Source organism: Mesorhizobium sp. MC2-1-1 (genome assembly GCF_057597255.1).
In genome coordinates this window covers 750,512-775,067 of the sequence record NZ_CP195205.1, presented here as the reverse complement: position 1 = coordinate 775,067, position 24,556 = coordinate 750,512, and the positions used below count along the sequence as shown (strand labels likewise).

The window sequence follows — 24,556 nt, the reverse complement described above, 5'->3', positions numbered from 1 at the left end:
ACCTTCACGGCACAAAATGTAGTTCGATTGTTGCTGCCGTGCTTGCAACAAAGCTCGAAACAGCGGCAATGCGATTGCGCCGACAAGTCAAATCCTAGATTTCGCGTGCCGCCCACTTGGCCATGCGCTCCCACATCAAGCCATAAGCTTCCCATTCGTGAAGATTGCCGCACCAGTGATATACAGGGTCCGTCGTGTAAGCAATCGAACGCCCCTTGCCGACTTCGGCCACCGCCATGAAGACGTCGCCGCGCACTTTCATCAGCACCTTGGCATCGGACTTGGCGGTCACCTGATTGTAACCGAGGATGATGCGATCCTTGTCGAACGCGACGCCCTTCAGGATCGGATGATCCGCCACCGCCACATCCAGGGTGGCGCCCTCCGGAACCTCGATGCGGTCATCGATGCCGCGCATGATGTTGACCGGAAGCACCGCCTCGATCGGCGTGCCGCCCCAGATGCCCTTGCCTTCGATGCCGGAGAAAGTGGTGTAGCCACCGGCCATGATGAGGCCGCCACCGCCCTCCACCCATTTGCGGAAATTGCCGATACGGTCCGGCCCCATCGGCACGAGGCGCTCGCGATTGCCCGGCAGCAGCGCGAAGTTGTTGTAGCCTACGTCGCTGAGGATGATGACGTCCCACTGGGCGAACTGCTCGGGCGTCATTGGAAACTCGGCGCGTATCTTGTCAGCGGGCATATGGGTGAGTTCGATGCCGGGCCGTGGGCTCAGCGCCTCCCGTAGCACGCGCGCCGAATCCCGGTAGTAATTGTGGATGAACGTGTCCATGCCTTTCGCCGTGATCAGCGTTTCGGCCTGGGTGTCCCCACAATATAGAACTCGAACTGCCATTTTACTTTCTCCTTGCGGTACTCGGCGAGCCTTCAATTGCTCGGCTGGTTGAAGCGCAGCCCGTCATTGACGGTGATCTTCTCGAGGCCGTTGGCCTGCATGCCCCATGCGGTGAGGATCTTTTCGTAGCTGCCGTCCGCCTTCATCTCGCTCAGCGCGGCCTGCACGGCGTCACGCAAGGCGCTGTCGGATTTGCGGAAGGGCATGGCGTTGTAGCCGGTGCCGTACTGCTCGAAGGCGAGCACCTCGAGACCGGCGGCATCCGGCGAGGTCTGGATCACGTAGGCCGCGACGCCATACTGGTACATCGTGGCGTCGGCGCGCTTGGTGCGGACCTGGAGCAGCGCCTGGTTGATGTCCTGGAAGACCTGGATGTCGATCTTCTTGTCGGCGCATTTGCCGTCCTGCTTCTCGACGAGCCCCTGCATGACCGAGCCCTGCAGCACGGCGACATGCTTGCCGCACAGGTCGGCGATGGTCTTGATGGCCAACGGATTGCCCTTCAGGACGACGATGGCGTTGCCGTCGGTGGAGTAATCGACGAAGTCCAGCTTCTGCTCGCGGGCGGGCGTGTCGCCCATGCCGGTGAGCGCGGTGTCGAAGCGCTTGGCCTCGATGGCGGCGATGATGCCGGGGAATTTCACAGCCGACCATTCGGCCTTGAGGCCGAGATTGGCGGCCACGGCATTGCCGAGATCGATATCGGCGCCGACGAGCGTCTGGCCGTCCGCCTGATAGTATGTGTAGGGCGGTGAGCTCGGATCCGTTGCGATCTTCAGCGTGCCGCCTTTGAAGACGTCCGGAACCTTGCCCGCGAGATCGGTCGAGGCGCTGATGGAAAGCGGCGTGCCGTTGGGACCGATCTTCAGGTCCGCGGCAACTGCCGCATAGGTGCCGCCCAGAAGCGCGGAGGCAAGGGCGATCGCTCGGCCGGCCGTTGTAAGAATGCTCATTTCCGTTCTCCTCTGTTTGCCGCTTGACGCGGTCGGTTGCCCGGCCTAGCGGCCGGTTTTGAAATGCCTGTTCAAGCCACCTGGAGGCTTGGCCGGCGGGCCGAGAAATGGTGGCGGATGTAGTTGTCGCCGCCGCTGTCGATGAGGTCGGCCACGGCGACGCCGACCGCGGGCGCCATCTTGTAGCCATGGCCCGAAAATCCGGCCGCGATCACGATCCGCTCGCTTGCGGGGTGGTGGTCGATGATCGGATGATTGTCGGTGGTGAAGCCATCGAGATAGACGCCGGAGCGCACCGGCTCGGGATCGACCCCTTCGAGCAGGGTTTGCGCCACGCGGCGCATGATCGCGGTATCTTCGTAGGAGACCGTCCGCTCGACGCGGGAGGGATCGATGTTGCTGAGGAAATTGACCGGCGGCATGATTTTGATCGTCCAGCCATCCATGGACGGGAAGCCCGAGTAATCGATTTCTGATGTGCGCCGGATACAGACCGGGAAGCGTTCCGGGAGATAGGCAGCAACATCGTCGACGCCGAACCAGGTGCCGACGAGGCGCCGGGCGATGAATTGTGGCGACGGTCCTTCGATCGCCCGCGTGCCCCAGGCGCCGCAGGTGACGACCGCGGCGTCGAAATGCTGGGTATTGCCGCCGATGGTGATCGCCACGCCACCGGCCTCGGGGACGATGCGCTCGACCGCGCAGCCCTGGTGCAAGGCGGCGCCCGCCGCCTGCCCCGCCTTGACCGCGGCCCTCACGCCGAGTTCGGGGCGCAGAAGCGCGCCGTCGGTGTCGAGAAGGGCGAACTCGCCGCCGTCAAGCCGGTGCTGGGGAAAGCGACGGCGAAGCGCCTGATCGTCGAGCACCTCGTGGCGGACATCGTGCTCGCGCGCACCTTCGATGGTGCCGGTGAGCCAGTCCGCGCCGCGCTCGCCGATATAGAGGCAGCCTATCGGATAGTGGAACTTGCGGGCGGAGGTCGATTGCAATTCCCGCCAGAGTTCCAGCGAGCGCTTGAGCAGGGGGATGTATTCCTTGCCCTCGCGATAGGCGAGCCGAAAGATGCGTGATTCGGCGCCGTGCGCACTGGTGTCGTGCGGCACTCCCATGCGGTCGAAGCCGACGACCTCGTGCCCTCGCCTGGCCAGTTGCCACAGCGCCATGCTCCCCATGGCGCCGACACCGACAACCGCGATCTTCTTCCTGGCCTTCATTCCCTGCTCAGCCCACGACGCAGGCTGCTCCTCATTTGATCTTCGACAGAAATGCCCTGGTGCGCGGTTCCGACGGCTGGCCCAGAACGTCAGCTGACGGCCCCTGCTCGACGATCGCGCCGCCATCCATGAAGACGGTGCGGTTGCTGACCTCCCGGGCGAAGCCGATCTCGTGGGTGACGACGATCATCGTCATCCCCTGCCCGGCCAGGCTGCCCATAACCGAGAGCACCTCGTGGACCAGTTCCGGATCGAGGGCGGAGGTCGGCTCGTCGAACAGAAGCACCTTGGGGTCCATCGCCACGGCCCGCGCGATGGCCACGCGCTGCTGCTGGCCGCCGGAAAGCTGGGCCGGACGGTGGCCGGCGAAGCGCTCCATCCCAACGGAGGCGAGCACGGAGAGGGCCCTTTGGCGCGCCGCTGGCCGCGACATGCGCTTGACCAGCCGCAGCGCGAGCGCGACGTTGTCCACCGCCGTCAGGTGGCCGAAGAGGTTGAAGCGCTGGAAGACCATGCCCATGGCAGCGCGCTGGCGGGCAAGGACCGCCGACGGAACCTCCCACAGCGCGCCGTCCACCTCCTGGCAGCCGACGCGCTCGCCATCGACCCAGACGCCGCCGGCATCGGGCACTTCGAGGAAATTGATGCAGCGCAGGAATGTGCTCTTGCCCGAACCCGAAGGACCGATGATGCACACGACCTCGCCGCGCTCGACATCGAGCGAAACGTCCTTGAGCACGACATGGGAGCCGAAGGCCTTGCCGATGTGGCGCGCGCTGAGCGTGGGCCTCGGCACGCCGGTTTCCTTCGAACGCATCGGCATGGGGACGGTCATGGCTGGACACCCGCGATGACCTCGATGGCGCGGCTGTCGCCAAAGCGGCGCTCAAGCCAGAACTGGAAGGCGGAGGCGACCGTCGTCAGCACGAGATACCAGAGCGAAGCCACGATCAGGAGCTCGATGACCTGGAAGTTGCGGGCATAGATGTCCTCGGTCTTGGTGAGCAGTTCCTGCGCGCCGATGACCGAAACCAGCGAGGTGTTCTTCAGCATGCCGATCGTCTGGTTGGCCGTCGGCGGAATGATGACCTTGAGCGCCTGCGGCAGGATAACGCTGTTCATGACCTGGCGCCTGTTGAGACCCACGCTGACGGCGGCCTCGCTTTGCCCGCTATCGACCGATTTGATGCCGGCGCGCACGATCTCGGCCATGTAGGCGGCCTCGTTGAGGCCCAATCCCAGCAAGGCCGCCGCGAACGGCGTGACGAGGCTGTTGATCGAGACCTGCCAGGGGCCGATGCCGACCACCGGGAACACCAGCGCGATGTTGAACCAGAAGATCAGCTGCACGAGCAGCGGCGTGCCCCGGAAGAGCCAGACGTAAAGCGCCGACGCGGCGGACACCGCCGGATAGCGCGAGATCGCCATCACGGCCAGCGCGATGCCGAGCAGCACGCCGACGATCATCGCGAGCGCCGTCAATTCGAGCGTCATGACCAGGCCGTCGAGGATCGCCGGATGCAAGAAAAATCCGAAGGTGATCGACCAGTTGATGGCTCCGCTGGCGATGACGCGCAGCGCCAGGGCCGACACGAGCGCGACCACGATTGCGGTCACGATGGCGCGTTTGCCGCGCCCCAGAGGCTTCGGCTTGCCCGAGAGAAAAGCCTGGTCGCGAATACCCTGTGAAATCGTGCTTTTCACGCCAACCTCGCTCAGATATCGATTTCAGAGTATTAGAAATCGATATCTTGTCAACCGGGTTTCGAGTTTCTTCCCCGCGCCAACTGCAGTGCGTGCGCTTTACCGGATCAGCGGCGTGTCCCACAAATCACCCAGCAGCGTTTTCAATTCCTGAAAGCGCTTCTCGCCGAGTTCCTTGGCCCATTCGTGCTCCACATCCATGAGCACATCAGTCATTTTCTGATACGCCGCACGGCCGCGATCAGTGAAGTTCACGACCGTTCCGCCACGCTCATCGGAGGCAGCGGCACGCGTAATGTAGCCCATCCCCTCCATCGTCTTCAAAAGCTGGTTCATCGCCTGCTTGCTCATGGCTGCGCGCTCGGCAAGCGCGCTCGGCCGCATCCCATCCGGGCCTGGGTACTGGATCACCGCCATATGCGGCGGGCTGAGATCTTCAAATCCGGAAGCCCTGAGCTCGCGGATCAGCTTGCGGTGGATGGCCATGGCCGGCACGCGCAGCAGCGCGCCGATCAGTGGCGGCTTCTCGGGCGTTTCATCTGGGGATTGGGACATTGACAGATCAGTAAATTGAGTTTACTCGAATAGTAAATTCAATTTACCATGCAGGGAGGATGCAATGCTAGACCAACTAAACCAGATTCACATTAATCCGGCGGACGAGGCATTCAGCCACGACGGCGTCACCGTGCATTTCCTGATTAGCGGCGAACAGTCTAATGGCAGCATCGCGGCCTTCGAGGTGACCGTGACCGGTTCCAAGCGCCTCCTGGCCCCGGCCCACAGCCACGACCATTACGAGGAGAGCATCTACGGGGTCGAGGGGACTCTGACCTGGACCGTTGACGGTCAGCGGCACGACGTCGGCCCGGGACAGGCGTTGTGCATCCCGCGCGGGGCAGTCCATCGCTTCGACAATTATGGCAGCGAGACCGCCAAAGTGCTGTGCGTTGTGACGCCGGCGGCGATCGGCCCTGAATATTTCCGCGAGGCCTTTGCGTTGCTGAACGCGGCCACAGGAGGAATGCCCGATCGCGCCAAGATGATGGAGATCATGCTCCGCCACGGCCTGACGCCGGCAGCGCCGCCACCGCAGGCCTGATTTTCCGCGCATGCCTGAGTTCCCATAGTGAAACTCAGCTGGCCGCTGTCTTCAGCACGACCGTCTGTGGCTTGCCGGCCAGCGGATCGAGCCGGTGGCTTGTGTCGGTGGTGAACATCAGCCGTTCGCCGACCGTGATGCGCGCCTGCAGCGCGTAGGTCCGACCCTGCTGGATCGCCTTCGGGTCGAAGCCGATCTCGAATTTGATCGGCACATTGCCGGCAGGCGCTATCCGGCGCTTGGCGATTACGATCGGGGCGTCGACAAGCGAGACGTCGGCGAGTTCGACCACCAGCAAGGCATCCAGCGGAAAGGCGATGCGCTCGCGATAGACCACTTCGCCCGCCACCGTCCTTTCGGCAGCACTGGTCATTTCCGGCACGGCGAGCACGCCGACGACCAGCGGCACCAGCCCGAAGACGAAGAATTCCGCGACGCGGTCCAGCATGGCCCTGCTCCGCACAAAGCAAATCAAACCGGCTGGCAGGCTCGGGAAGGATTGCGGTCGTTCGATGGCAAGGGGATTTTATCCGCCCGGTTTCGTCCAGCGGTCCGCGGCGCGATCGTCGGCTTCCCTGGCTTCGACCCAGCCGCCCTGCGAACCGTCGGCGTGATGTTCCTTCTTCCAGAAGGGCGCGCGCGACTTCAGGTAATCCATCAGGAAATTCGCCGCCTCGAAGGCCGCCTGGCGATGCGACGAGGCCGCGGCGACCAGAACGATGTTCTCGCCCGGCGCGATCTTGCCATGGCGATGGATGACGGTGAGCCCCTGCAGCGGCCAGCGCGCGAGGGCCTCCGCGGCGATGCGGCCGATCTCGGCTTGGGCCATGCCGGGATAATGTTCGAGCTCGAGCGCCGACAGCGCGCCCTGCTCGTCGCGGCAAAGGCCGGAGAAGGTGACGACGGCGCCGATGTCGGCCCGGCCCCTGGTCAGCGCGGCGATCTCGGCGGCGACGTCGAAATCCTCGCGCTGGATGCGGATGGCGGGCACGACCGCGCCGGCCATCTCAGCCCCCGGTCATCGGCGGAAACAGCGCGATCTCGCGCGCGCCCGCGATCTTCTCGCGGTGCCCGACATGTTCTTGGTTGATGGCGACGCGGATGACTTCGGGATATTGCAGCGCGTTCTCATACTCCTCGCCGCGCGACTTCAGCCAGCGCAGCAGATCGGCGACCGTCTCGATGCCGGAAGGCAGTTCGACGTCTTCTTCCGGCTTGCCGATCCGCTCGCGAACCCAGGCGAAATAGATGAGCTTCGTGGACATTGTCTTCACTCGTCCATGATATGCTTGAGGCCGGCTCGGAAGTAATCATAGCCGGTGTAGAGCGTGACGAGCGCCGCGACCCACAAAAGCACTAGCCCGATCTGTGTGGTCAGCGGAAAGATCTTGTCGCCGGCCGGGCCGACCAGCAGAAAGGCGATGGCGACCATCTGGATGGTGGTCTTCCATTTGGCGAGCTGGGTCACCGGCACCGAGACTTTCAAGGCGGCCAGATATTCGCGCAGGCCGGACACCAGGATCTCGCGGCACAGGATGATGATTGCCGCCCAGAGCGACCAGCCGGCGATGCCGGCATGGCGGTCGGTGTCCGCCGCAAGCAGCAGCAAACAAGTGGCGACCAGCAATTTGTCGGCGATCGGATCCAGCATCTTGCCGATGTTGGAGGTCTGCTGCCAGGCGCGCGCCAGATAGCCGTCAAAGTAATCGGTGATCGAGGCGAGCAGGAAAATGACCAGCGCGGACCAGCGCGCGAAGTCGGACGATTTCAGATGGCCCTCGAGGAAAAAGCACAGCACGACCAGCGGCACCGCGACGATGCGGGCATAGGTGAGGATGTTCGGGAGGTTGAACGCGCGCTGTGCCATGTCGTCTCGGGTAATCTCCTCGCCAGACGTACTCAAATCAGAAGCCAATGTAGGGGGTCAACAGCCGAGATTCGATTGGACAGCGAAAAATGGCGTGCGGGGCATCTTGAAGTACCCCCTCGGGCCAACCCTGCACGCGACCGCCTCAGTTCTCGTGGAAGTGATTGTAGACCAGCTTTGCCACATGCTCCGAAATGCCGTCGACCTTGACCAGGTCCTCGACCGCGGCGCGGCTGACGGCCTTGGCGGTGCCGAACGCGTGAAGCAGGGCGCGCTTGCGGCCGGGGCCGATGCCGGCGATCTCATCGAGCGGGCTCTTGACCATTTCCTTCTTGCGGCGGGCGCGGTGCGAGCCGATGGCGAAGCGATGCACCTCGTCGCGCAGGCGCTGAACGAAATAAAGCACGGGATCGCGCACGGGCAGCATGAAGGAGTCCCTGCCCTTGACGAAGAAGCGTTCGCGGCCGGCATCGCGGTCCTGGCCCTTGGCGATGCCGATGGCCACCACACGGTCCTCGATGCCGAGGTCGGCAAGGATCTGGCGCACCGCCGTCATCTGGCCCTGGCCGCCGTCGATCAGGATGACGTCGGGCCAGGCGGGGAAACCGCCATTGCCGGCGACCAGATCCTCCTCGCCGGCGTCATCCTCGCCGGCCGGGCCTTCGGACACCGACGATCTCTCGTCGCCATGCTCCTTTAGCAGCCGCGAGAAACGCCGCTGCATCACCTCGCGCATCATGCCGAAATCGTCGCCCGGCGTGATCTCGGTCGAGCGGATGTTGAATTTCCGGTACTGGTTCTTCACGAAACCTTCCGGTCCGGCGACCACCATGGCGCCGACCGCGTTCGTGCCCATGATGTGCGAGTTGTCGTAGACCTCGATGCGCACCGGCGGTTTTCCCAGGCCGAAGGTCTCGGCAAAGCCCTTGAGCAGCCGCGCCTGTGTCGAGGTCTCGGCCAGCCTGCGGCCGAGCGCCTCGCGCGCGTTCTGCAGCGCGTGGTCGGTCAGATCCTTCTTCTCGCCGCGCTGCGGCACCGAGATCGTTATCTTTCGGCCGGCATGGGTCGACAGCGCCTCGGCGAGCAGTTCCTGTTCCTGCGCGGCCTGCGATAGAAGCAGCGTGCGCGCCGGCAGCTTGTCGTCATAGAATTGCGCCAGGAACGAACCCAGCACTTCGGCCGGTTCCAGCGCCGGATCGGCCTTGGGGAAATAGGCGCGGTTGCCCCAGTTCTGGCCGGTGCGGAAGAAGAACACCTGGATGCAGGTCTGGCCGCCTTCCTGGTGGATGGCGAAGACGTCGGCCTCCTCGACCGTCTGCGGGTTGATGCCCTGATGCGCCTGCACATGCGAGAGCGCGGCGAGGCGATCGCGATAGATGGCGGCGCGCTCGAAATCGAGCTCCTCGGAAGCCTGCTGCATGGCGGCCGAGATCTCGGTCTTCACCTTCTGGCTGCGGCCGGAGAGGAAATCCTTGGCCTCGGCGACCAGTTCGGCATAGCCCTCATGCGAGATCTCGCCGGTGCAGGGGCCGGCGCAGCGCTTGATCTGATAGAGCAGGCACGGCCTTGTGCGGTTTTCGTAGAACGAATTGGTGCAGCTTCGAAGCAGGAAGGCGCGCTGCAGCGAATTGATGGTGCGGCCGACCGCGCCGGCAGAGGCGAAGGGGCCGAAATAGTCTCCTTTTCGCGAGCGCGCGCCGCGATGCTTGTAGATGCCGGGCGAGACATGGTCGCCGGTCAAGAGGATGTAGGGGAACGACTTGTCGTCCCGCATCAGCACGTTGAAGCGGGGGCGCAACCGCTTGATGAGGTTCGCCTCCAGCAGCAGCGCCTCGATCTCGGTGCGGGTGACGACGAACTCCATCGTCGCCGTCTCGCGCACCATGCGGCCGATGCGGGCGGTGTGGAAACGCCCCTGCGCATAATTGGTGACGCGCTTCTTCAGGCTGCGCGCCTTGCCGACATAGAGCACGTCGCCGGCGGCGTTCATCATGCGGTAGACGCCGGGCTGGTTGGGCAGCCGCTTGACCAAGGTCTGGATCACCTCGGCGCCGACCATGCCGTCGGCGTCGCCGGCATGCGGCGTCCAGTCTATCGCGGTAAAGGCGACGTCGGGGCCGGTCGGCACGGTCTCCGGCTCGACGATCTCCTCCACCGCCTCGTCCTCGATGTCGACATCGGTGTCGATGTCGGGCGGCAGGTCGTCGGCGCCGCCGTTTCGTTTGTGTGTTTGTGCCGGACTCATTCCACCATGCCTGTCACATCGGGCGTCTGCCATGCAAGATGCTGGCCGCCGTCGAGCGCGATCATCTGGCCGGTCACCGAGCGTGCTTGCCACAGATAGCGGATCGTGGCGCCGAATTCGGGCAATTGCGGGCCGCGCTTCAGGATCAGGCCGTCGACTTGGCTTGCGAAATCCTCGTCGTCCTGCCGCTTGTTCTTCAGCGTCGGGCCAGGGCCGATGGCGTTGACGCGGATGCGCGGCCCGAGCGCCTGCGCCAGCATCTGCGTCTGCGTCCACAGCGCTGATTTCGACAGCGCATAGGAGAAATAGCGCGGCGTCGGCCGCCAGACGCGCTGGTCGATGATGTTGACGATCATCCCCTCCTCGCCTTCTGGCAAGGCGCGGGCGAACTCCCGTGCCAGAAGCGCCGGCGTCTTCACATGGATGGCGAAATGGCGGTCCCAGGCCTGCCAGTCGAAATCCTCGACACGATCGTCGACGAACAGGGAAGCGTTGTTGACCAAGAGCGTCACAGGCCCAAGTGCCGCTTGCGCGCGCCCGACGAGGTCGCCCACCGCAGCCATGTCGGTGAGGTCGGCGGCGACTACGGCGGCACGGCCGCCCTCGCCTGTGATCCCGCGGGCCAGCGCCTCGGCCTCGTCACCCGAGCGGTTGGCGTGGATGGCGACGGCGAAGCCGTTGGCGGCCAGATCCTCGACGATCGCCTTGCCTATCCGCCTTGCTCCACCCGTCACCAGCGCGACGGCCGCGGCTTGTCTCATGCTGTCAATCCTCAATCGGCTTCACGATTCCGGGAAGCCGGCACAATATGACGGGCCAAGTGTTAAATGCCATTTCCACCTGGGGCAGGAATGTGGCGAAGAGGCCAGGGCGCGCGTCCGCCCCGCCGGATTCGGGGCACCGTTCACGCGAATATAGGTCGCTGGACCCCTTGAACCAAGCGGTGTGCAGCGCAACATGATTAGCATGCTGACATTCGCTGTTGCGAAGATGCAACGTCAACTTTCGGCCTCATTCGCGCCCGGGAATGACCCAAGTTCAGGTTCGCTTCAGCCGCATTTCAGCACGACATTTGGAACCGTTAAGCGCCAGGCTCGTTTATCCCCCCGGACGGGCTGGGGCGTTTCATGAACAAGCAAGCCTAAGTGTCTTGTGGCTTAAGGAGTATAACAATGAAGACCAATCTCAAATTCGCGCCGCTCGCCGCTGCGCTCGGGCTGTTTGCCCTCGGTGGTACCGCTTTTGCGGCTGACGTCGTTTCCGAGGAGCCGCCGGCTCCCGCCCCGGTCGCCGAGCTTCCGGTCGCTTCCTGGGCCGGCCCCTATGCCGGCATCAATCTCGGCTACGGCTTCAGCGGCCATGCCGATGCTCGTGACGCCGGCGTCAACGTGAAGACCAAGGGCTTCATCGGGGGCGTCTTCGGCGGCTACCAGTGGCAGCAGGAGAACTTCGTCTACGGCGCTGAAGCCGATCTCGGCTACAACGGCGTCAAGGGCGACAGCTCTGGCATCAGCGCCAAGGGCGGCCTCGAAGGCTCGCTGCGCGCTCGCCTTGGCTATGCCGTGACCCCGGAAATCCTGCTCTATGGCACCGGCGGTCTCGCCGCCAAGAACCAGAAGATCACGGATAGCGTCACCGCCACCGACGAGAGCAAGGGAATGCTCGGCTGGACGGCCGGCGTCGGCACCGACATCAAGATCACGGACAACGTGTTCGGCCGTGTCGAGTATCGCTATACCGACTACGGCAACAAGGACTTCGGCGCCCTCGGCAACGTCAAGTCGAAGGACAACCGCGTCACCTTCGGCGTCGGTATGAAGTTCTAAGTCGTCGAAAGCCACGACACGAAAAAGCCGGGCCTTGCGCCCGGCTTTTTTTGTTGATCCCCACGAAGGCTTCAGGCGCCCGATCGATGCGCCGGCTGGCGCTGGAAACCGTCGTGCACAGGGGTCGACGGCAGCAGATCCAGCCATTTCAAGCGCGAACGTATGAGGACCTGCGCATCAGGCCGGTAGTCCTCGGGATTGGTCATGGTGCCGGCGTGAACATGAATCTCGCGAGGCCATCGGTCCGAGCGGAAATAGAGCCTCGTGCCGCAGGACGGGCAGAAGCCGCGAAACGTGCCCGGGCTGCTTTCATAGTGCCTGATGTCGCCGGCCCAGTTCAGGTCATCGAGCCTCAGCCCCACGAAGGCCGTGAAGGGAGACGAGGTGGCGCGCTGGCAATCGGCGCAGTGACAGACCAGATTGCGGATGATGTCGCCGGAATATTTCCAGGTGACCGCCCCACACATGCAATGTCCACTGAGTGCCATCGCTTCCTCCCTGACCGATATGTTCGTCCGCGCGAGCGCAGCCGATATTGACACACCTCCGGTCGCAAAGTGGCGGGTCAGCGGCTTACGCGCGCTTCTTCGCGACCTTGGCCGCCTTCGATTTCGGCGGCAACGTCCCGACGAAGGCCAAGGCGAGACCCAGCCAGAAAGCCAGATCGGCTTCGCTCGCCGTGCCCTCCGGCGCAACGTGGAGGTAACCTTCCATCGAGCGCCCGCCCATTTCCATCGGCCGCGCATGGGGACGGGCGGCGGCCACCGCGTGCGCGTCCTTGCCGACGCGCACCAGAAGCCCGCGCTTCGAGGTGCCGATCAACAAGTTGCCGTCGATCATGAAACAGGTGCCGCCGAACATCTTACGCTCGGTGAAGGCGTGCCGGCCAAGGGCGGCGCGCAGGCGTGGAACCATCGGGTCCGGCGCGACGCTGGTCTGGGTGCCGGACTTTGCCATGTTCACCACTCCGCGATCTGGATGACGTCAGGCAAGCATGGAAGCAAGAGAAGATTCAAGGTGGAGCGCGCGAACTTCCACTCTCCCGCAAATTGGAGTTTGGCTGTATTCACGCGGGCACACATCCCTTCAATTGCGGGAACTTCTCGTCGAAGCGCGCGGCCCAGCGGACAAGCCTGCCACGGCCCTTCTCCCACTGGCCGGAAAAACGCAGCGCCAGATATCCAAGGGTGGAGCGCAGCGCCAGGTGGCCGGCGGTGATCTTCTTCGGAAGCTTCGGGGGGTTGGCGTTGATGAGATCGAGCGCGGCGGCGATCTTGCTCCACTGGCGGTCGAGCCAAGGCTGGTAGACCATCGCTTCCGGGCGCGTGCGCCGCTCATAGACCATCGACAGCGCGCAGTCGCAAATGCCGTCGGCCAGCGCCTCGAGAACTTCCGCATCGAGCCGCTTGTCGGGATTACGCGGGAAGAGCGCGTTCTTCGACAGCCGATTGAGATGCTGAGTGATGGCGCGGCTGTCATAGACCGAGCGGCCGTCATCCAGCACCAGAACGGGGATCTTGCCGAGCGGATTGGCCGAGATCAGTTCGGCGGGCTTGTCCTCCGTCTTGACCGGCACGAGGTCGATGGCGATGCCGGCGTAGGCGGCCGCCATGCGGACTTTGGAACTGTAGGGGGACGTGGAAGCATAGAGCAATTTCGGCATGATCGATTTCCCGGTTGTTCGCCGCACTGTTGACCGAATGAGACGTTCAGGCAACGGCCCAGCAAAGCCTATCCGGATTAGCCAAGTCGTGCCGGCCCGGATGCGGCAACAAAAAAGCTCCCGGAAGTTTTGCTGGCAGCAAAACTTCCGGGAGCCTTAAGAGGAGCGTCCGCTCCGACTCCGCTCAGCTCCCGCACCGAATTGGCGAGAGGGGTGCATGGGTGGCACCCGCCCTCACCTGCCGCTGTTCGCTGAGCGAAGCTACGCGATTACTTCTTGGCGGCCGGCTTCTTCGCCGGAGCTGCCTTCTTCACGGCTGCCGGAGCCTTGGCGGCGGCGGCTTTCATCGGAGCCTTGGCGGCGGGCTTGGCCGCTGCCTTGGCGGCGGGCTTTGCCGCCGGCTTGGCTGCTGCCTTGGCGGCGGGCTTTGCCGCGGCCTTGGCTGCAGGCTTCGCTGCGGGCTTTGCCGCGGCCTTCGCCGCCGGCTTGGCCGCTGCCTTCGCGGCCGGCTTCGCTGCTGCCTTGGCCGGAGCCTTGGCGGCTGCCTTCGGTGCCGCTGCCTTCTTCACTGCTGCAGGTTTCGCGGCAGCCTTAGCTGCCGGCTTCTTTGCCGGCGCTTTCGCGGCCGGCGCCTTGGTTGTGGTCTTTGCCATGCGATGCCCCTTGCGTTTTGCCTAAGGTCGTGAGTGACCCGGCGTGCTCATGCATATCTGACTCGCGACTGTCTAGCCAGCGAAGCAACACAATGATTTTCAGTTATTGAATTTTGGTTACGCGAAGCGCGCGAAGATGCGTCTCAGCGAGAAATTGTGAGCGAATCTGTCACTTTCCAAATGACGCCCCGCCGCACAGACGTTCGAGCGCTTTCTATCGCCGGATCATCCATCCACCCGAAGCAATGCACTACATAGGAATGTGAGTAATGCGCTCACAATAAAGAACGAGGCCCGGAACCAGGGTTTCATCTTGTCCAGGAGAAAAATCTACAGATGATCGGATCGCACCCACCGGCCAAAGCTTGCGCCTCGAAATGCGAGCTTCTAGCTCATATTCGCTCGCCAACCTTCATCAGACCCCCGCTGACGAGCGGTTGCCTTGCCGGCGACGCTCCGGCTCCGGCCGATGCACAGACGGTTAAGGTGTCCCAGAGCAGCGAGACCGCGAACCGAACCGGCATGCGGCGGGGTTCATTTGCGTTGGTGAAATGAATGTGAGTATCCTGTTTATATTCTCGGGAGACGGGCCAGCATGTCTACTCGCATTGCAAAGCCGGCCGCGCGCATGCGCAAGCAGCCGCGCCAGGCGCGTTCGATCGCCACCGTCGAGGCGATCATCGAAGCCGGTGCTCATGTTCTGAGCGAGCTCGGCTGGGCGGGCTTCTCCACCAACAAGGTGGCGGAGGCCGCTGGCGTCAGCATCGGTTCGCTGTACCAGTATTTCCCCGACAAGCTCGTTCTGGTCGAAGCAATACGCCGCCGCCACTTCGACCATGTGCTGTCGGTGATTCGTGAAGCGTCGGCCGACGAGAAGCCGTTGAGGCAGTTCGCGCGCGAGCTGGTGCGCGGCATGATCGGCGCGCACTCGATCCATCCGACGCTGCACCAGGTGCTGCTCGACGAGGCGCCCGGCGATCGCGGCTCGCGCGCCGCGCATGCCTCGTTCCAGGCGCGCTACCTGGAATATTATACGGCGGCTGTCGCGCAGTACCGCAAACGCCGCAAGGACACCGAGACGATGGCGCGCGTGCTGTCCTCGGCGATCGAAGGCGTGATCCATAATGCTGCGCGCCGCAACATGCTCGAAGCGCCGGAGTTGCAGAAGCAGCTCGTCGAGCTGATCTCGGCCTACCTGTCGGGCGGCAAGCCCGCATGACTTCCCGGAGGGCCGGGATCGCGCCGGGTCAGCGCTTCTGCTTCCATTCTTGAGAAGAAAGGCTCCGGGCATCGGGCGCTGACTCTTTTTCTGCGCCTTTGTCGATTCCGCCCATCCCCATTCGTCGTATCATCGCAAACAACCCAACCAGAGGAAGATACCATGCGGTTCATGATGCTGATGATCCCCGGGGGCTACGAGAACGCGGCGCCCGACGCCATGCCTAGCGCCGAGGCTGTAGAAGCGATGATGAAATACAATGAAGAACTGAAGCGGGCCGGCGTGCTCCTGGCACTCGACGGGCTGCACCCGCCGTCAACGGGCGCGCGCGTCAGCTTCAAGGGCGGCAAGCCGACGGTCATCGACGGTCCCTTCCCGGAGGTCAAGGAAGTGCTGGGCGGCTATTGGATGATCGATGTGCGCTCGCGCGACGAGGCCATCGAATGGGCGCGCCGCTGTCCCGCGTCAGGCAACGACGTGATCGAGGTCCGCCGCGTCCAGGAACTCAGCGATTTTCCGGAAGACGTCCAGAAGGCGACGGAAGGTTTCAGCGGGCTGTAGGGTTTGGCCGCGATCGGGACCGTCGAAGCAGTCTGGCGGATCGAGCAGCCGACGCTCGCCGCCAGGCTCACCCGCACCCTGCGCGATGTGGGGCTGGCCGAGGAGGTGGTGCAGGATGCCTTCGTGGAGGCGCTGGAGCGCTGGCCCCGCGACGGCATTCCGCACAATCCGGCCGCCTGGCTGACCAGGGTCGCCACCAACCGGGCGCTCGACCGGCTGCGCCGCACCGTGCTGATCGACGGCAAGCATCGCCAGTTGGCTGTCGATCTCGCCGCGCTGGAGCGCGCGATGCCCGATATCGAGGCCGCGCTCGACGAGGATATCGACGACGATCTGCTGCGGCTGATCTTCATCTCTTGCCATCCGGTGCTGCCGGCCGAGCAGCGCGCGGCGCTTGCGCTGCGCATGCTCGGTGGACTTTCGACGACGGAAATCGCGCGCGCCTTCCTGGTGGCGGAAGCCGCCGTCGCCCAACGCATCGTTCGCGCCAAACGGACATTGCGCGATGCCGACATCGCCTTCGAGACGCCGCGCGGGCAAGAGCGGCGCGAACGCCTGGGCGCCGTGCTGGAGGTGATCTATCTGATCTTCAACGAAGGCTATGTCGCTTCCTCCGGACCGGACTGGTTGCGCGCCGATCTCGGCAACGAGGCTATGCGTCTGGGCCGCCTGCTCGCGACGCTGATGCCGGAGCAGCCAGAGGCGATCGCTCTGCTGTCGCTGATGGAACTCAGCGCCTCGCGCTTTGGCGCGCGCACCGACGGCGCAGGCAACCCGATCCTGCTTCTCGACCAGGACCGAGGCCGCTGGGACTGGTCGCTGATCCGGCGCGGCCTCGACAGGCTGAACCGCGCGATGGCGCTCACGCCGACACCCGGCCCCTACCAGTTGCAGGCGATGATAGCCGCCTGTCATGCCCGTGCGGTGAGCGTGGCCGATACCGACTGGATCGCCATCGCCGCCTATTACCAGGCGCTCGCGCTGGCAGCGCCTTCGCCCATCGTCGAGGTAAACCGGGCCGTTGCCGCCGGCATGGCGTTCGGACCGGCGCAAGGGCTGGCGATTGCCGATGCGCTCAGGGACGAACCGCGCCTGAAGGATACGCATCTGTTGCCCACGGTGCGCGGCGACCTTCTGGCAAAACTCGGACGGATGCAGGAAGCCGCAGCAGAGTTCCGCCGCGCCGCCGAGCTAACCGGAAACGAGCGGGAACGAGCGCTGTTGCTGGCGCGGGCTGGCACGCTTGGCTGAGACCAGCACGATTATCCTATCTCCAGCCTTGCGAGGAGGCGTCCCACAGGACAAAGAGCGGATATGAACGATCGCCGATCCCTGGCGGCCGCGTCTCTCTTATCGCAGCACGCGGCAACGGCCGTTATAGACCATCCACCGGTCGAAGCCCGAGACGCAGAACTCGACATTGTCGCCGATCGAGGCGAAGCCCTGGCCCTCCTCGATCAGGTAGAAGATCGAGCGGTCGCGGCCGTCCGACAGGTTGACGGTGGCGCGGCAATAGTGGCGGCCGATCGGCCATTGTTCACTTGCCGGCTCATAGCGGTGCTGGCGAATGTTGCGGAAATCGGTGATCGCCACGTCCGGCAGATGCGGCACATGATGCACCTGATAGGAAAAGCGGTCGGTGATCCTGTTCAGCACCCATGCCTCCCCGCAGACGCTTCCGTCATCCTCGGTGTATGTGGACAGGTCGGCGGCGTGCGCCGCCTGGCTGAAGCCCAGCGGAGCGGCGAACGGAGTGGACAGCGCAACCAGCGCGGCAAGGGCGGAACGGGCGAAGCGAGTCATGACAGCCTCTTAATCTCGGTTGCGCGCACTGTGCGGATTCGCTCGGCGGCGGTCAAGCGGGTGGCGAAACAATGGTTTCCGCAAGACTTCGTTCCGAAAGTCGGCCGCCAATCAGCGGCTGCCGGCAAGCAGCAGCCCGCCGATGACCGCGATGTTGATCAGGAATGCGTTGCGCTGCACCTGGCGCTCTGGCTCCACGCTCGCCCAGAAACGCAGCAGAATGAGGTTCGTCGCCAGCGTGAAGACGATCAGCGCGCCGGCGGCGACGGACCAGGCAATCCCGACAGCAAGCAGAAAGCCCGCAACGATCTGCACCGCCGAACCGGCCGCCAGCATGAAGGCCGGCGCCGGAAATTTCCGCGCTGCCAGATAGTCGCGCATCGCCCCGAATTTCAGGAAATGCTCGATGCCGGCAAAGACGAACACGCCGCCGATGAGGAGAGTGCCAAGCGCTTGAACGGTTTGAACAGACATGGCGGCCTCCTCTGTCGACGACGTGCGTCGCTGCGTTCAGTCCGCGGGAACGAAGGCCGGGTTGTGGACGACCTCCCACAGGTGATCGTCGGGATCCTGGAAGTAGCCCGCATAGCCGCCCCAGAACGTTGTCTGCGCCGGCTTGACCACGCGAGCGCCGGCCTTGACGGCCTCGGCCATCACGGCGTCGACCTCGGCCTCGCTGCCGACATTGTGGCCGATGGTGAACTCGGTCGGGCTGCGGCCGCTCCGCGGCACCGTGGCGTCCCAGGCGATGTTGGCACGCTCGTAGATGGCGAATTTCAGGCCGCCGGCGAGATCGAAGAAGGCGACCGCGCCATGCTCGAATTCGCGGCCGATGATGCCTTCGGTCGGCAGGCCGAGACCGTCGCGATAGAATTTGAGCGAGGCCTCCAGATCATCGACGCCGAGCGTCAATACGGTGATGCGAGCTTTCATTTCTCTCACTCCTTTCTATATTCCTGACCACGGTCGCAAACGAATGCCGTCGGGTGCGCGTGAAGCTCCACCCGTTTTGCCATGGAAGACATGGCCGGCCTTGAAGATTCCGGCCATAAACAGCCGTCGCGCCAACCCGGCAACCGGCTGGAGCAGATCGGAGATGGAATGGGACCGGTCCTGGCGCAGACAACCGGCTTCTTTCGCGAGCGGCCCGCCGCTGGCGGTCTGGCCGATGCATTCTGCGCCGTCTGGGTCCACCGCTTGGACGAACGCGCCGTTCCACCCATCGTCATCACGCCGGACGCGACAATCGACCTGCAATGGATCGACGGCCGCTTCCGCGTAGCCGGGCCGGACAAGGAGCCTCAGATCGAGACGCTGTCCCCCGGCGCGGTGATCGTCGGCTTCCGCTTCCGGCCGGGTGCGGCCGCCGGCTGGCTCGGCGTGCCGGCCAGCGAAATCGTCGGCGCGCGGCTGGATATCGACGAATTGTGGGGCACCTGTGTCCGTGCGCTGACCGATCGCCTCAAGGCCGCGCCTGACCTTGACGACCTGGTGCGGCAACTGGAGGAAACGGTCGGCAAGCATACGGAAGGGCGCGACGCGCTCGATTGGCAGATGAGCCGGGCCTTCGAGATCGTCGATGACGGCCCGCCGCCGGAAACGCCGCTGGTTCCGTTCCTGCAGCGTCACCTGCATATGAGCGAACGGACGCTGCGCCGGCGTTTCGAGGACGCTTTCGGCTACGGCCCCAAAACGCTCGACCGCATCCTGCGTTTCCAACGCTTCCGCCGCCTGCGGCGCCAACAGCGCGATGCCTCGGCCGCGCAGCTCGCCATCGAGGCCGGCTATGCCGACCAGGCGCATCTGATCCGCGAAAGCCGGCGGCTGACCGGCGTGACGCCCTCGGCGCTGGCGTAAGGCAACGCCGGCGCCCTACTCGCCCGCCAGCCAGTCGAGCGTCCAGCGCGACGGCTGCCGGACGGCGAGCGCCTTGTGGAGGGCGGGCAAGAGGATCTTCAATTCACCTTCCAGCGTGTAGGGCGGATTGACCACCACCAGCCCGCTGCCGTCGAGACTGGGCTCGTCCGAGGCGGGCCGGACCTCGAAGGCAATGTCGAGCAGCTTCTGAATGCCGGCCTCTTTCAGCGCGGTGCGGAAAGCGGTCACCGCCTTGCGATCCTTGATCGGATACCAGAGCGCGTATATCCCGCCCGGCCAGCGCCGATGCGCCTTCAGCAGCCCTTCGACGAGGCGGGAGAACTCGCCCTCCTCCTCGAAGGGCGGATCGATGAGGACGAGGCCGCGCTTTTCCTTCGGCGGCAGCTGCGCCCCCAGAGCCAGCCAGCCATCGAGTTCGATTACCCTTGTCTGAAAGTCCCCTGCGAAGACGGATTTCAGCCGCGCGGCATCTTTCGGATGCAGTTCGATCGCGGTCAGCCGATCCTGATGTCGCAGCAGATGGCGGACGATCAGCGGCGAACCGGGATAGTGCTTGAGGCCGCCGTCGGGATTTTGCGCGCGCACCGCCTCGAGATAAGGGTGCAGAAGCGCCGCCGCTTCTGGCTCGAGCACGGCCCCGGCCAGCCGGCCGATGCCGCCCTGCCACTCACCGGTCTTGCCGGCCTCGACCGAAGCGAGGTCATAGCGGCCGATGCCGGCATGGGTGTCGATGACGCGGAAGGCCTTATCCTTCTGCTTGAGATATTCCACGAGGCGCGCGAGCACGGCATGCTTGACGACATCGGCGAAGTTGCCGGCGTGGTAGGCGTGACGATAGTTCATGCGTTCCTACCTCCAGAGGCCATGATGTCGACCGAAAACCGCGTCCCATTTTTCGGCATCATGCTGGTGGCGAACCGTTGCGGCCCCACCGCGGCGGAGGCGGCTGCGAATTGGGGTTCTGCGGATGGCCTCCGCCGCGGCGGCCGAAGATCAGCGACAGCACCAATCCGGCGAGGCCCACGCCCATCAGCGTATAGCCGGCCGGCCGCGCACGCTCGTCTATCGAGCCTGTGCCGGCGCGCAGGATGAGATCGACCGCACGCATGTCGATGCCGTCGGCATCGCCCGGGCCGACGGTGAAAACGTATGCTCCGGGCGTGACGGCCTCGATGACGCCGGCCTCGTCGCGGAAGATCTTGTCGGGCAGTTGCGGGCTCGCCTGGCGCGGATTGTCGGTGTGGTTGAAGGAGAGCGCCGACGCCAGCGCCGTGCGGCCGCCGCTCGCCGCGGTCAGCGTGAGCACCGTGCGCTGCTGGCCGGCGACCCGCTCGGCCCGCGCGGTCAAATCCACCAGTACCCTCACCGGCGCATCGCTTGCAGCGAGTTGCACGGTAACCGGCCGGAAGCGACCGCCCTCATAGACGCGGTAGGTGCCGATCGCATGGCCGGAAAAATTGCCCATCGCCCACGGATAGAAGATGCCGATGGCGGCGCCGGCGACGAGGAGAAGGATACAGAGAAAGCGCATTCAAAGCCTTGGCGTTTCGGGCGGGATCGCCGCTACTTTCTGGCGGTTTCGTTTCGGGCAGCTTCGCGGAGCCGCTCCATCTCGTCCAGGAACATTTCCAGGCCAAGATCGAACGTCTTGTCGAAGCTGCCGGCGCCGAAATAGGCGCCGGCCGCCATGACGCTCGGATAGTCGCGCGCCAGTTCCTCGCTGCTGACGGTGGTGACCGCCGAAGGCCCCTTGGCGTAGCCGGCGGTCTCGTCGAGGATCGCGCCCATCAGATAGTAGCCGGCGGCGCGGAACAGGCGGGCGCTTAGCTCGGGGCCGAAGCCGCCATCCTCGAACATGCCGATGATAGCGTTGAGCTTTGCCAGGCAGGGCGGCGAGTTCATGCGATAGACGACGATGAACGGCGCGAAGGCCGGGTGCTCGGTGGCGACACGACGGAACTCCTGCATGCCGATGCGCGCCCGCTCGCGCCAGGGCAGGCTGTCGTCGGGAATGACGAGCCCGCTCATCTGCCGGTCGACCAGCGCCTCGTAAAGATGCGCCTGCGAGGGAAAGTGGTGATAGATGCTCATCGCCTCGCAGCCGAGCCTGGCGGCGAGCTTGCGCATCGAAAAACCGGACAGCCCTTCCTTCTCGATCACCTCGAATGCGGCAGCCTCGATCATCTCGCGGGAGAGTTTGCCGCGGGTTCGCTTTTTCTTGCTCGATGCGTCCATGTCCGTGCTTGACAACTTACACTGTAAGGTTCATCTTCCGCATACCTTACATCGTAAGGCTAGCAAAAACCAGAGGAGAACATCATGTCAGTCATTCGCATCGTGTCATGCGTGCATTCCTGCCTTCGTTCCGCCTCGCTCATCGCCGCCGCGGTCGCCTTTGCCGCAGCGCTCGCTTCCGCGTCTGCCCGGGCCGACGACTACGACGCCGCCCTCAAGGACATCCAGGCGACGATGGGCGGCGTGCCGAGCTTCGTCAAACAATTCCCGAAAGCCGGTCTGCCCGGCGCCTGGGCCGAGGTCAAGGCCATCGAGCTCAGCGACAAGACGGCGCTGACGCCGAAGGAGAAGTCGCTGATCTCGCTGGCGGTCGCGGCGCAGATCCCCTGCAGCTACTGCATCTGGTCGGACACAGAGAACGCCAGGCATGCCGGCGCCACCGACGAGGAGATCCAGGAAGCGGTCGCCATGGCGGCGCTGACGCGTCATTGGAGCACCATCTTCAACGGCATGCAGGTCGATCTCGACCAGTTCAAGAAAGAGATGGGCGGACAGTGAGGCCCAAAGCTTATTGCCCGATGAATGGGCGGGCGGTTGGCCCGCCCATTCATTGCAGCCATTGGGGTCTTCCCTGCCGGCCGACGCTTCAACGGAGCAGGTGGATTCGCCGGGGCCGCTGCTCTATAGGAACAGCCTTCGCCGAGCGGGCGAAGCCTTTGGAGATCTGGTTGAAGCGAGCGATATCGATAGTCGTCACCCTGGCGCTGCTGGCATGGCTTGCCAGCGACCAGCGCTGGAAGATGGTGGGCGATGCGTTCGCCTCCATCACGCCCGGCGCCTTCGTGGCGGTGGCGGCGGCGCTGTTCGTCACCTATGTGCTTCGGGCGCTGCGTGTCTGCGACGAGTTCCGCGACGACGTGAACGGCCGATTCGGCGCCACGCTGCGCATCATCCTGATCCACAATGCGATGATCAACGTCGTGCCATTTCGCGGCGGCGAGACGGCCTTCCCGATCCTCCTGCGCCGGGTGTTCGGCGTCTCGATCGTGCGCGCCAGCGCTTCGCTGCTGTGGTTCAGGCTGCAGGACGCTTTCGTCGTCGGCGTGCTGGCCTGCCTGGTCTGGCCGGGCCTGCACCCGGCGCTCAGGGCTGCCGGCATCGCGGCGCTGATCGCCGCCGCCTGGTACCTGCCGCGCTGGGCGCGCGCGCCGCACAACTGGGCGACGGGAGGGAGGATCGTCTCGAAGCTCGGCAAATTGCGAGACATCTTCACCGAAGCGACCGGGCGTTCGCGCTATGGCTGGTGGTGGACCATCGCGAACTGGGCGTTGAAGCTCGGCGTGCAGGGCTGGCTGCTCGCCATGCTGCTTGGCACCACGTTCCAGGCCGCCTTTCCCGGCGCAGTCGGCGCTGAGGCAGCTGCCATCCTGCCGGTGCAGGGCGTGGCCGGCTTCGGCACCTATGAGGCGGGCGCCGCCGCGGCATTGCTCTATTCCGGCATCGCCATGAAGGACGGGCTGCAGGCAGCGCTGGCGCTGCATCTCTTCATCCTCTGCTCGGCGGTCGCAACCGGTGCGATCGCCTGGCTGTTCCCCTCGAAATCGACCCTGCCGGAGACCCCGGCGGCGGGACCGGCAAGGAAATGACCGCCATGAACGTGCTTCCCATTCCGGCATCCGGGTTGCCCGAGGGCGCCGTCATGCCCGAACACAAGCTCTCCATCGTCATCCCGATGTATAACGAGGCCGACAACGTCGAGCCGCTGCTCGCGCGCATCCACCAGGCGATGGAAAATTACAGCCAGCCCTGGGAAGTGGTGCTGGTCGACGACGGCAGCACCGATGCCACGCCCGCCGAAATCCGGCGGCTGGCGGCTCATTACGGGCCGCATGTGCACGGCGTGGAGCTGGTGCGCAACTACAAGCAGACCGCCGCCATGCAGGCCGGCCTCGACGCCGCGCGCGGCGACGTCATAGCGACGCTCGACGGCGACCTGCAGAACGACCCCTTCGACATTCCGCGCATGGTCTACCGTCTTTTGACCGAGGATCTCGACCTCGTCGCCGGCTGGCGCAAGAACCGCCAGGAAGGTTTCTGGATGCGGCGCCTGCCCTCGCGCATAGCCAACAGGCTGATCGCGCGCGTCACCGGCGTGCGGCTGAACGATTATGGCTGCAGCCTGAAAGTGTTCCGCGGCAGCGTGATCCGCAGCGTGCGCCTCTATGGCGAGATGCACCGCTTCATCCCGGCATGGCTGGCGACGGTGACGACGCCGCGCCGCATCGCCGAGGAGGTGGTGACGCACCACGCGCGCATCCACGGCCACTCGAAATACGGCATCTCGCGCACCTTCCGCGTCGTGCTCGACCTCGTCTTCATGTTCTTCTTCATGCGCTATCGCACCCGTCCCGGCCACTTCTTCGGCGGCATCGGCATCGTGCTCGGCGTCATCGGCTCGCTGATCCTGGCCTATCTGTTCGCGATCAAGGTTTTCTGGGGCCAGGACATCGGCACAAGGCCGATGCTCATCACCGGCTTCTTCCTGGTGATCGCCGGGCTGCAGGCGGTGACATCGGGCGTGCTGGCCGAGATGCTGTCGCGCATCTATCTCGAGGCCAATGGCGCGCTGGCCTATGTGGCGCGGCCGCAGCCCGCGCATGGCGAAGGCGACGGATGGCAATGGCCGAGCAAGCCGGCGATTGAAAAGGCGAAGCCGCGACGCAGGTGATTCTGTCGCTCAGCTGCATCGGCGATGAACTCGATAAGAGTCTGCCTCA

The 24,556-nt window shown here is 64.6% G+C and carries 31 protein-coding genes; 9 read left to right on the top strand and 22 right to left on the bottom strand.

Annotated elements, in window-relative coordinates:
* Positions 1–94: 94 nt before the first annotated feature.
* The 6 genes from ACR64R_RS03670 to ACR64R_RS03645 all read right to left on the bottom strand — a co-directional run bounded on the left by ACR64R_RS03670 (position 95) and on the right by ACR64R_RS03645 (position 5,282).
* Positions 95–856, bottom strand: coding sequence for a glutamine amidotransferase (locus ACR64R_RS03670; RefSeq protein WP_487360333.1), 762 nt, complete (start codon positions 854–856; stop codon positions 95–97).
* 32 nt (positions 857–888) lie between these two features.
* On the bottom strand, positions 889–1,809 hold the full coding sequence (locus ACR64R_RS03665; protein WP_487360332.1) for an ABC transporter substrate-binding protein: 921 nt from the start codon (positions 1,807–1,809) through the stop codon (positions 889–891).
* A gap of 71 nt (positions 1,810–1,880) precedes the next feature.
* Positions 1,881–3,023, bottom strand: coding sequence for an N-methyl-L-tryptophan oxidase (gene solA / locus ACR64R_RS03660; protein ID WP_487360331.1), 1,143 nt, complete (start codon positions 3,021–3,023; stop codon positions 1,881–1,883).
* A 31-nt stretch (positions 3,024–3,054) separates the two neighbouring features.
* Positions 3,055–3,858 (bottom strand): amino acid ABC transporter ATP-binding protein, encoded by an 804-nt coding sequence (locus tag ACR64R_RS03655; RefSeq protein WP_487360330.1) that lies wholly within the window; start codon positions 3,856–3,858, stop codon positions 3,055–3,057.
* Positions 3,855–4,727: an amino acid ABC transporter permease gene (locus tag ACR64R_RS03650; protein WP_487360329.1), complete on the bottom strand. Its 873-nt coding sequence runs from the start codon at positions 4,725–4,727 to the stop codon at positions 3,855–3,857. Before ACR64R_RS03650 ends, ACR64R_RS03655 begins: the two co-directional genes overlap by 4 nt.
* A gap of 99 nt (positions 4,728–4,826) precedes the next feature.
* Positions 4,827–5,282, bottom strand: coding sequence for a MarR family winged helix-turn-helix transcriptional regulator (locus tag ACR64R_RS03645; RefSeq protein WP_487360328.1), 456 nt, complete (start codon positions 5,280–5,282; stop codon positions 4,827–4,829).
* Between the two features lie 64 nt (positions 5,283–5,346).
* Here ACR64R_RS03645 and ACR64R_RS03640 point away from each other — a divergent pair, with 64 nt between their 5' ends.
* The gene (locus tag ACR64R_RS03640) at positions 5,347–5,829 is read left to right on the top strand and encodes a cupin domain-containing protein (protein ID WP_487360327.1); all 483 of its coding nucleotides are present in this window, start codon (positions 5,347–5,349) and stop codon (positions 5,827–5,829) included.
* A 34-nt stretch (positions 5,830–5,863) separates the two neighbouring features.
* Here ACR64R_RS03640 and ACR64R_RS03635 read toward each other — a convergent pair whose 3' ends face one another.
* The 6 genes from ACR64R_RS03635 to ACR64R_RS03610 form a co-directional block, all read right to left on the bottom strand.
* Complete coding sequence (locus tag ACR64R_RS03635; RefSeq protein ID WP_487360326.1) at positions 5,864–6,277, bottom strand: YbaY family lipoprotein; 414 nt, start codon at positions 6,275–6,277, stop codon at positions 5,864–5,866.
* A 78-nt stretch (positions 6,278–6,355) separates the two neighbouring features.
* Complete coding sequence (locus ACR64R_RS03630) at positions 6,356–6,835, bottom strand: molybdenum cofactor biosynthesis protein MoaE (RefSeq protein WP_487360325.1); 480 nt, start codon at positions 6,833–6,835, stop codon at positions 6,356–6,358.
* Between the two features lies 1 nt (position 6,836).
* The gene (moaD, locus tag ACR64R_RS03625) at positions 6,837–7,094 is read right to left on the bottom strand and encodes a molybdopterin converting factor subunit 1 (protein WP_476113149.1); all 258 of its coding nucleotides are present in this window, start codon (positions 7,092–7,094) and stop codon (positions 6,837–6,839) included.
* A 5-nt stretch (positions 7,095–7,099) separates the two neighbouring features.
* Positions 7,100–7,696 (bottom strand): CDP-diacylglycerol--glycerol-3-phosphate 3-phosphatidyltransferase, encoded by a 597-nt coding sequence (gene pgsA, locus ACR64R_RS03620; protein WP_487360324.1) that lies wholly within the window; start codon positions 7,694–7,696, stop codon positions 7,100–7,102.
* A 145-nt stretch (positions 7,697–7,841) separates the two neighbouring features.
* Positions 7,842–9,941 (bottom strand): excinuclease ABC subunit UvrC, encoded by a 2,100-nt coding sequence (uvrC, locus tag ACR64R_RS03615; protein ID WP_487360323.1) that lies wholly within the window; start codon positions 9,939–9,941, stop codon positions 7,842–7,844.
* A complete protein-coding gene (locus tag ACR64R_RS03610; RefSeq protein ID WP_487360322.1) occupies positions 9,938–10,702 on the bottom strand; it encodes an SDR family oxidoreductase in 765 nt (254 codons plus the stop codon). The genes uvrC and ACR64R_RS03610 overlap by 4 nt, the downstream gene beginning before the upstream one ends.
* Before the next feature lie 411 nt (positions 10,703–11,113).
* Between ACR64R_RS03610 and ACR64R_RS03605 the strand changes: the two genes are divergently transcribed.
* Entirely contained in the window at positions 11,114–11,767 is a 654-nt protein-coding gene (locus tag ACR64R_RS03605; protein WP_487360321.1) for an outer membrane protein, read from the top strand.
* A gap of 71 nt (positions 11,768–11,838) precedes the next feature.
* Here the strand turns inward: ACR64R_RS03605 and ACR64R_RS03600 are convergent, their stop codons facing one another.
* From ACR64R_RS03600 to ACR64R_RS03585, 4 genes are all read right to left on the bottom strand, one after another.
* Complete coding sequence (locus tag ACR64R_RS03600) at positions 11,839–12,255, bottom strand: GFA family protein (protein ID WP_487360320.1); 417 nt, start codon at positions 12,253–12,255, stop codon at positions 11,839–11,841.
* Between the two features lie 85 nt (positions 12,256–12,340).
* Complete coding sequence (locus ACR64R_RS03595; protein ID WP_487360319.1) at positions 12,341–12,724, bottom strand: TfoX/Sxy family protein; 384 nt, start codon at positions 12,722–12,724, stop codon at positions 12,341–12,343.
* Positions 12,725–12,833: 109 nt separating this feature from the next.
* Positions 12,834–13,430 carry a glutathione S-transferase gene (locus ACR64R_RS03590; RefSeq protein WP_487360318.1) on the bottom strand — a complete coding sequence of 199 codons (597 nt, stop codon included), beginning with the start codon at positions 13,428–13,430 and terminating at the stop codon, positions 12,834–12,836.
* Between the two features lie 269 nt (positions 13,431–13,699).
* Positions 13,700–14,083 carry a hypothetical protein gene (locus ACR64R_RS03585; protein WP_487360317.1) on the bottom strand — a complete coding sequence of 128 codons (384 nt, stop codon included), beginning with the start codon at positions 14,081–14,083 and terminating at the stop codon, positions 13,700–13,702.
* Between the two features lie 628 nt (positions 14,084–14,711).
* Here ACR64R_RS03585 and ACR64R_RS03580 point away from each other — a divergent pair.
* The 3 genes from ACR64R_RS03580 to ACR64R_RS03570 all read left to right on the top strand — a co-directional run bounded on the left by ACR64R_RS03580 (position 14,712) and on the right by ACR64R_RS03570 (position 17,114).
* Positions 14,712–15,302: a TetR/AcrR family transcriptional regulator gene (locus ACR64R_RS03580; RefSeq protein ID WP_487362368.1), complete on the top strand. Its 591-nt coding sequence runs from the start codon at positions 14,712–14,714 to the stop codon at positions 15,300–15,302.
* 162 nt (positions 15,303–15,464) lie between these two features.
* The gene (locus ACR64R_RS03575; protein ID WP_487360316.1) at positions 15,465–15,863 is read left to right on the top strand and encodes a YciI family protein; all 399 of its coding nucleotides are present in this window, start codon (positions 15,465–15,467) and stop codon (positions 15,861–15,863) included.
* A gap of 3 nt (positions 15,864–15,866) precedes the next feature.
* Positions 15,867–17,114, top strand: a complete 1,248-nt coding sequence (locus tag ACR64R_RS03570; protein ID WP_487360315.1) for an RNA polymerase sigma factor — start codon at positions 15,867–15,869, stop codon at positions 17,112–17,114.
* 99 nt (positions 17,115–17,213) lie between these two features.
* On the opposite strand, the gene ACR64R_RS03565 is transcribed toward ACR64R_RS03570, so the two are convergent.
* The 3 genes from ACR64R_RS03565 to ACR64R_RS03555 form a co-directional block, all read right to left on the bottom strand.
* The gene (locus ACR64R_RS03565) at positions 17,214–17,666 is read right to left on the bottom strand and encodes a hypothetical protein (protein WP_487360314.1); all 453 of its coding nucleotides are present in this window, start codon (positions 17,664–17,666) and stop codon (positions 17,214–17,216) included.
* Between the two features lie 111 nt (positions 17,667–17,777).
* Positions 17,778–18,140 (bottom strand): DoxX family protein, encoded by a 363-nt coding sequence (locus ACR64R_RS03560; RefSeq protein ID WP_487360313.1) that lies wholly within the window; start codon positions 18,138–18,140, stop codon positions 17,778–17,780.
* Positions 18,141–18,176: 36 nt separating this feature from the next.
* Complete coding sequence (locus ACR64R_RS03555; RefSeq protein WP_487360312.1) at positions 18,177–18,599, bottom strand: VOC family protein; 423 nt, start codon at positions 18,597–18,599, stop codon at positions 18,177–18,179.
* A 90-nt stretch (positions 18,600–18,689) separates the two neighbouring features.
* On the opposite strand from ACR64R_RS03555, the gene ACR64R_RS03550 reads away from it, so the two are divergent.
* Positions 18,690–19,523, top strand: coding sequence for a helix-turn-helix domain-containing protein (locus ACR64R_RS03550; protein WP_487360311.1), 834 nt, complete (start codon positions 18,690–18,692; stop codon positions 19,521–19,523).
* A 15-nt stretch (positions 19,524–19,538) separates the two neighbouring features.
* Here ACR64R_RS03550 and ACR64R_RS03545 read toward each other — a convergent pair whose 3' ends face one another.
* Genes ACR64R_RS03545 through ACR64R_RS03535 form a run of 3 tightly spaced genes read right to left on the bottom strand, consistent with a single transcriptional unit; the run spans position 19,539 to position 21,779 of the window.
* Complete coding sequence (locus ACR64R_RS03545) at positions 19,539–20,387, bottom strand: 23S rRNA (adenine(2030)-N(6))-methyltransferase RlmJ (protein ID WP_487360310.1); 849 nt, start codon at positions 20,385–20,387, stop codon at positions 19,539–19,541.
* A 58-nt stretch (positions 20,388–20,445) separates the two neighbouring features.
* Positions 20,446–21,075: a hypothetical protein gene (locus tag ACR64R_RS03540; RefSeq protein WP_487360309.1), complete on the bottom strand. Its 630-nt coding sequence runs from the start codon at positions 21,073–21,075 to the stop codon at positions 20,446–20,448.
* A 32-nt stretch (positions 21,076–21,107) separates the two neighbouring features.
* On the bottom strand, positions 21,108–21,779 hold the full coding sequence (locus tag ACR64R_RS03535) for a TetR/AcrR family transcriptional regulator (RefSeq protein WP_487360308.1): 672 nt from the start codon (positions 21,777–21,779) through the stop codon (positions 21,108–21,110).
* Positions 21,780–21,863: 84 nt separating this feature from the next.
* Between ACR64R_RS03535 and ACR64R_RS03530 the strand changes: the two genes are divergently transcribed.
* The 3 genes from ACR64R_RS03530 (at position 21,864) to ACR64R_RS03520 (ending at position 24,507) form a co-directional block, all read left to right on the top strand.
* The gene (locus tag ACR64R_RS03530; protein WP_487360307.1) at positions 21,864–22,337 is read left to right on the top strand and encodes a carboxymuconolactone decarboxylase family protein; all 474 of its coding nucleotides are present in this window, start codon (positions 21,864–21,866) and stop codon (positions 22,335–22,337) included.
* Between the two features lie 170 nt (positions 22,338–22,507).
* Positions 22,508–23,425, top strand: coding sequence for a lysylphosphatidylglycerol synthase domain-containing protein (locus ACR64R_RS03525; RefSeq protein ID WP_487360306.1), 918 nt, complete (start codon positions 22,508–22,510; stop codon positions 23,423–23,425).
* Between the two features lie 5 nt (positions 23,426–23,430).
* Entirely contained in the window at positions 23,431–24,507 is a 1,077-nt protein-coding gene (locus tag ACR64R_RS03520; protein ID WP_487360305.1) for a glycosyltransferase family 2 protein, read from the top strand.
* The last annotated feature ends 49 nt before the right edge of the window (positions 24,508–24,556 follow it).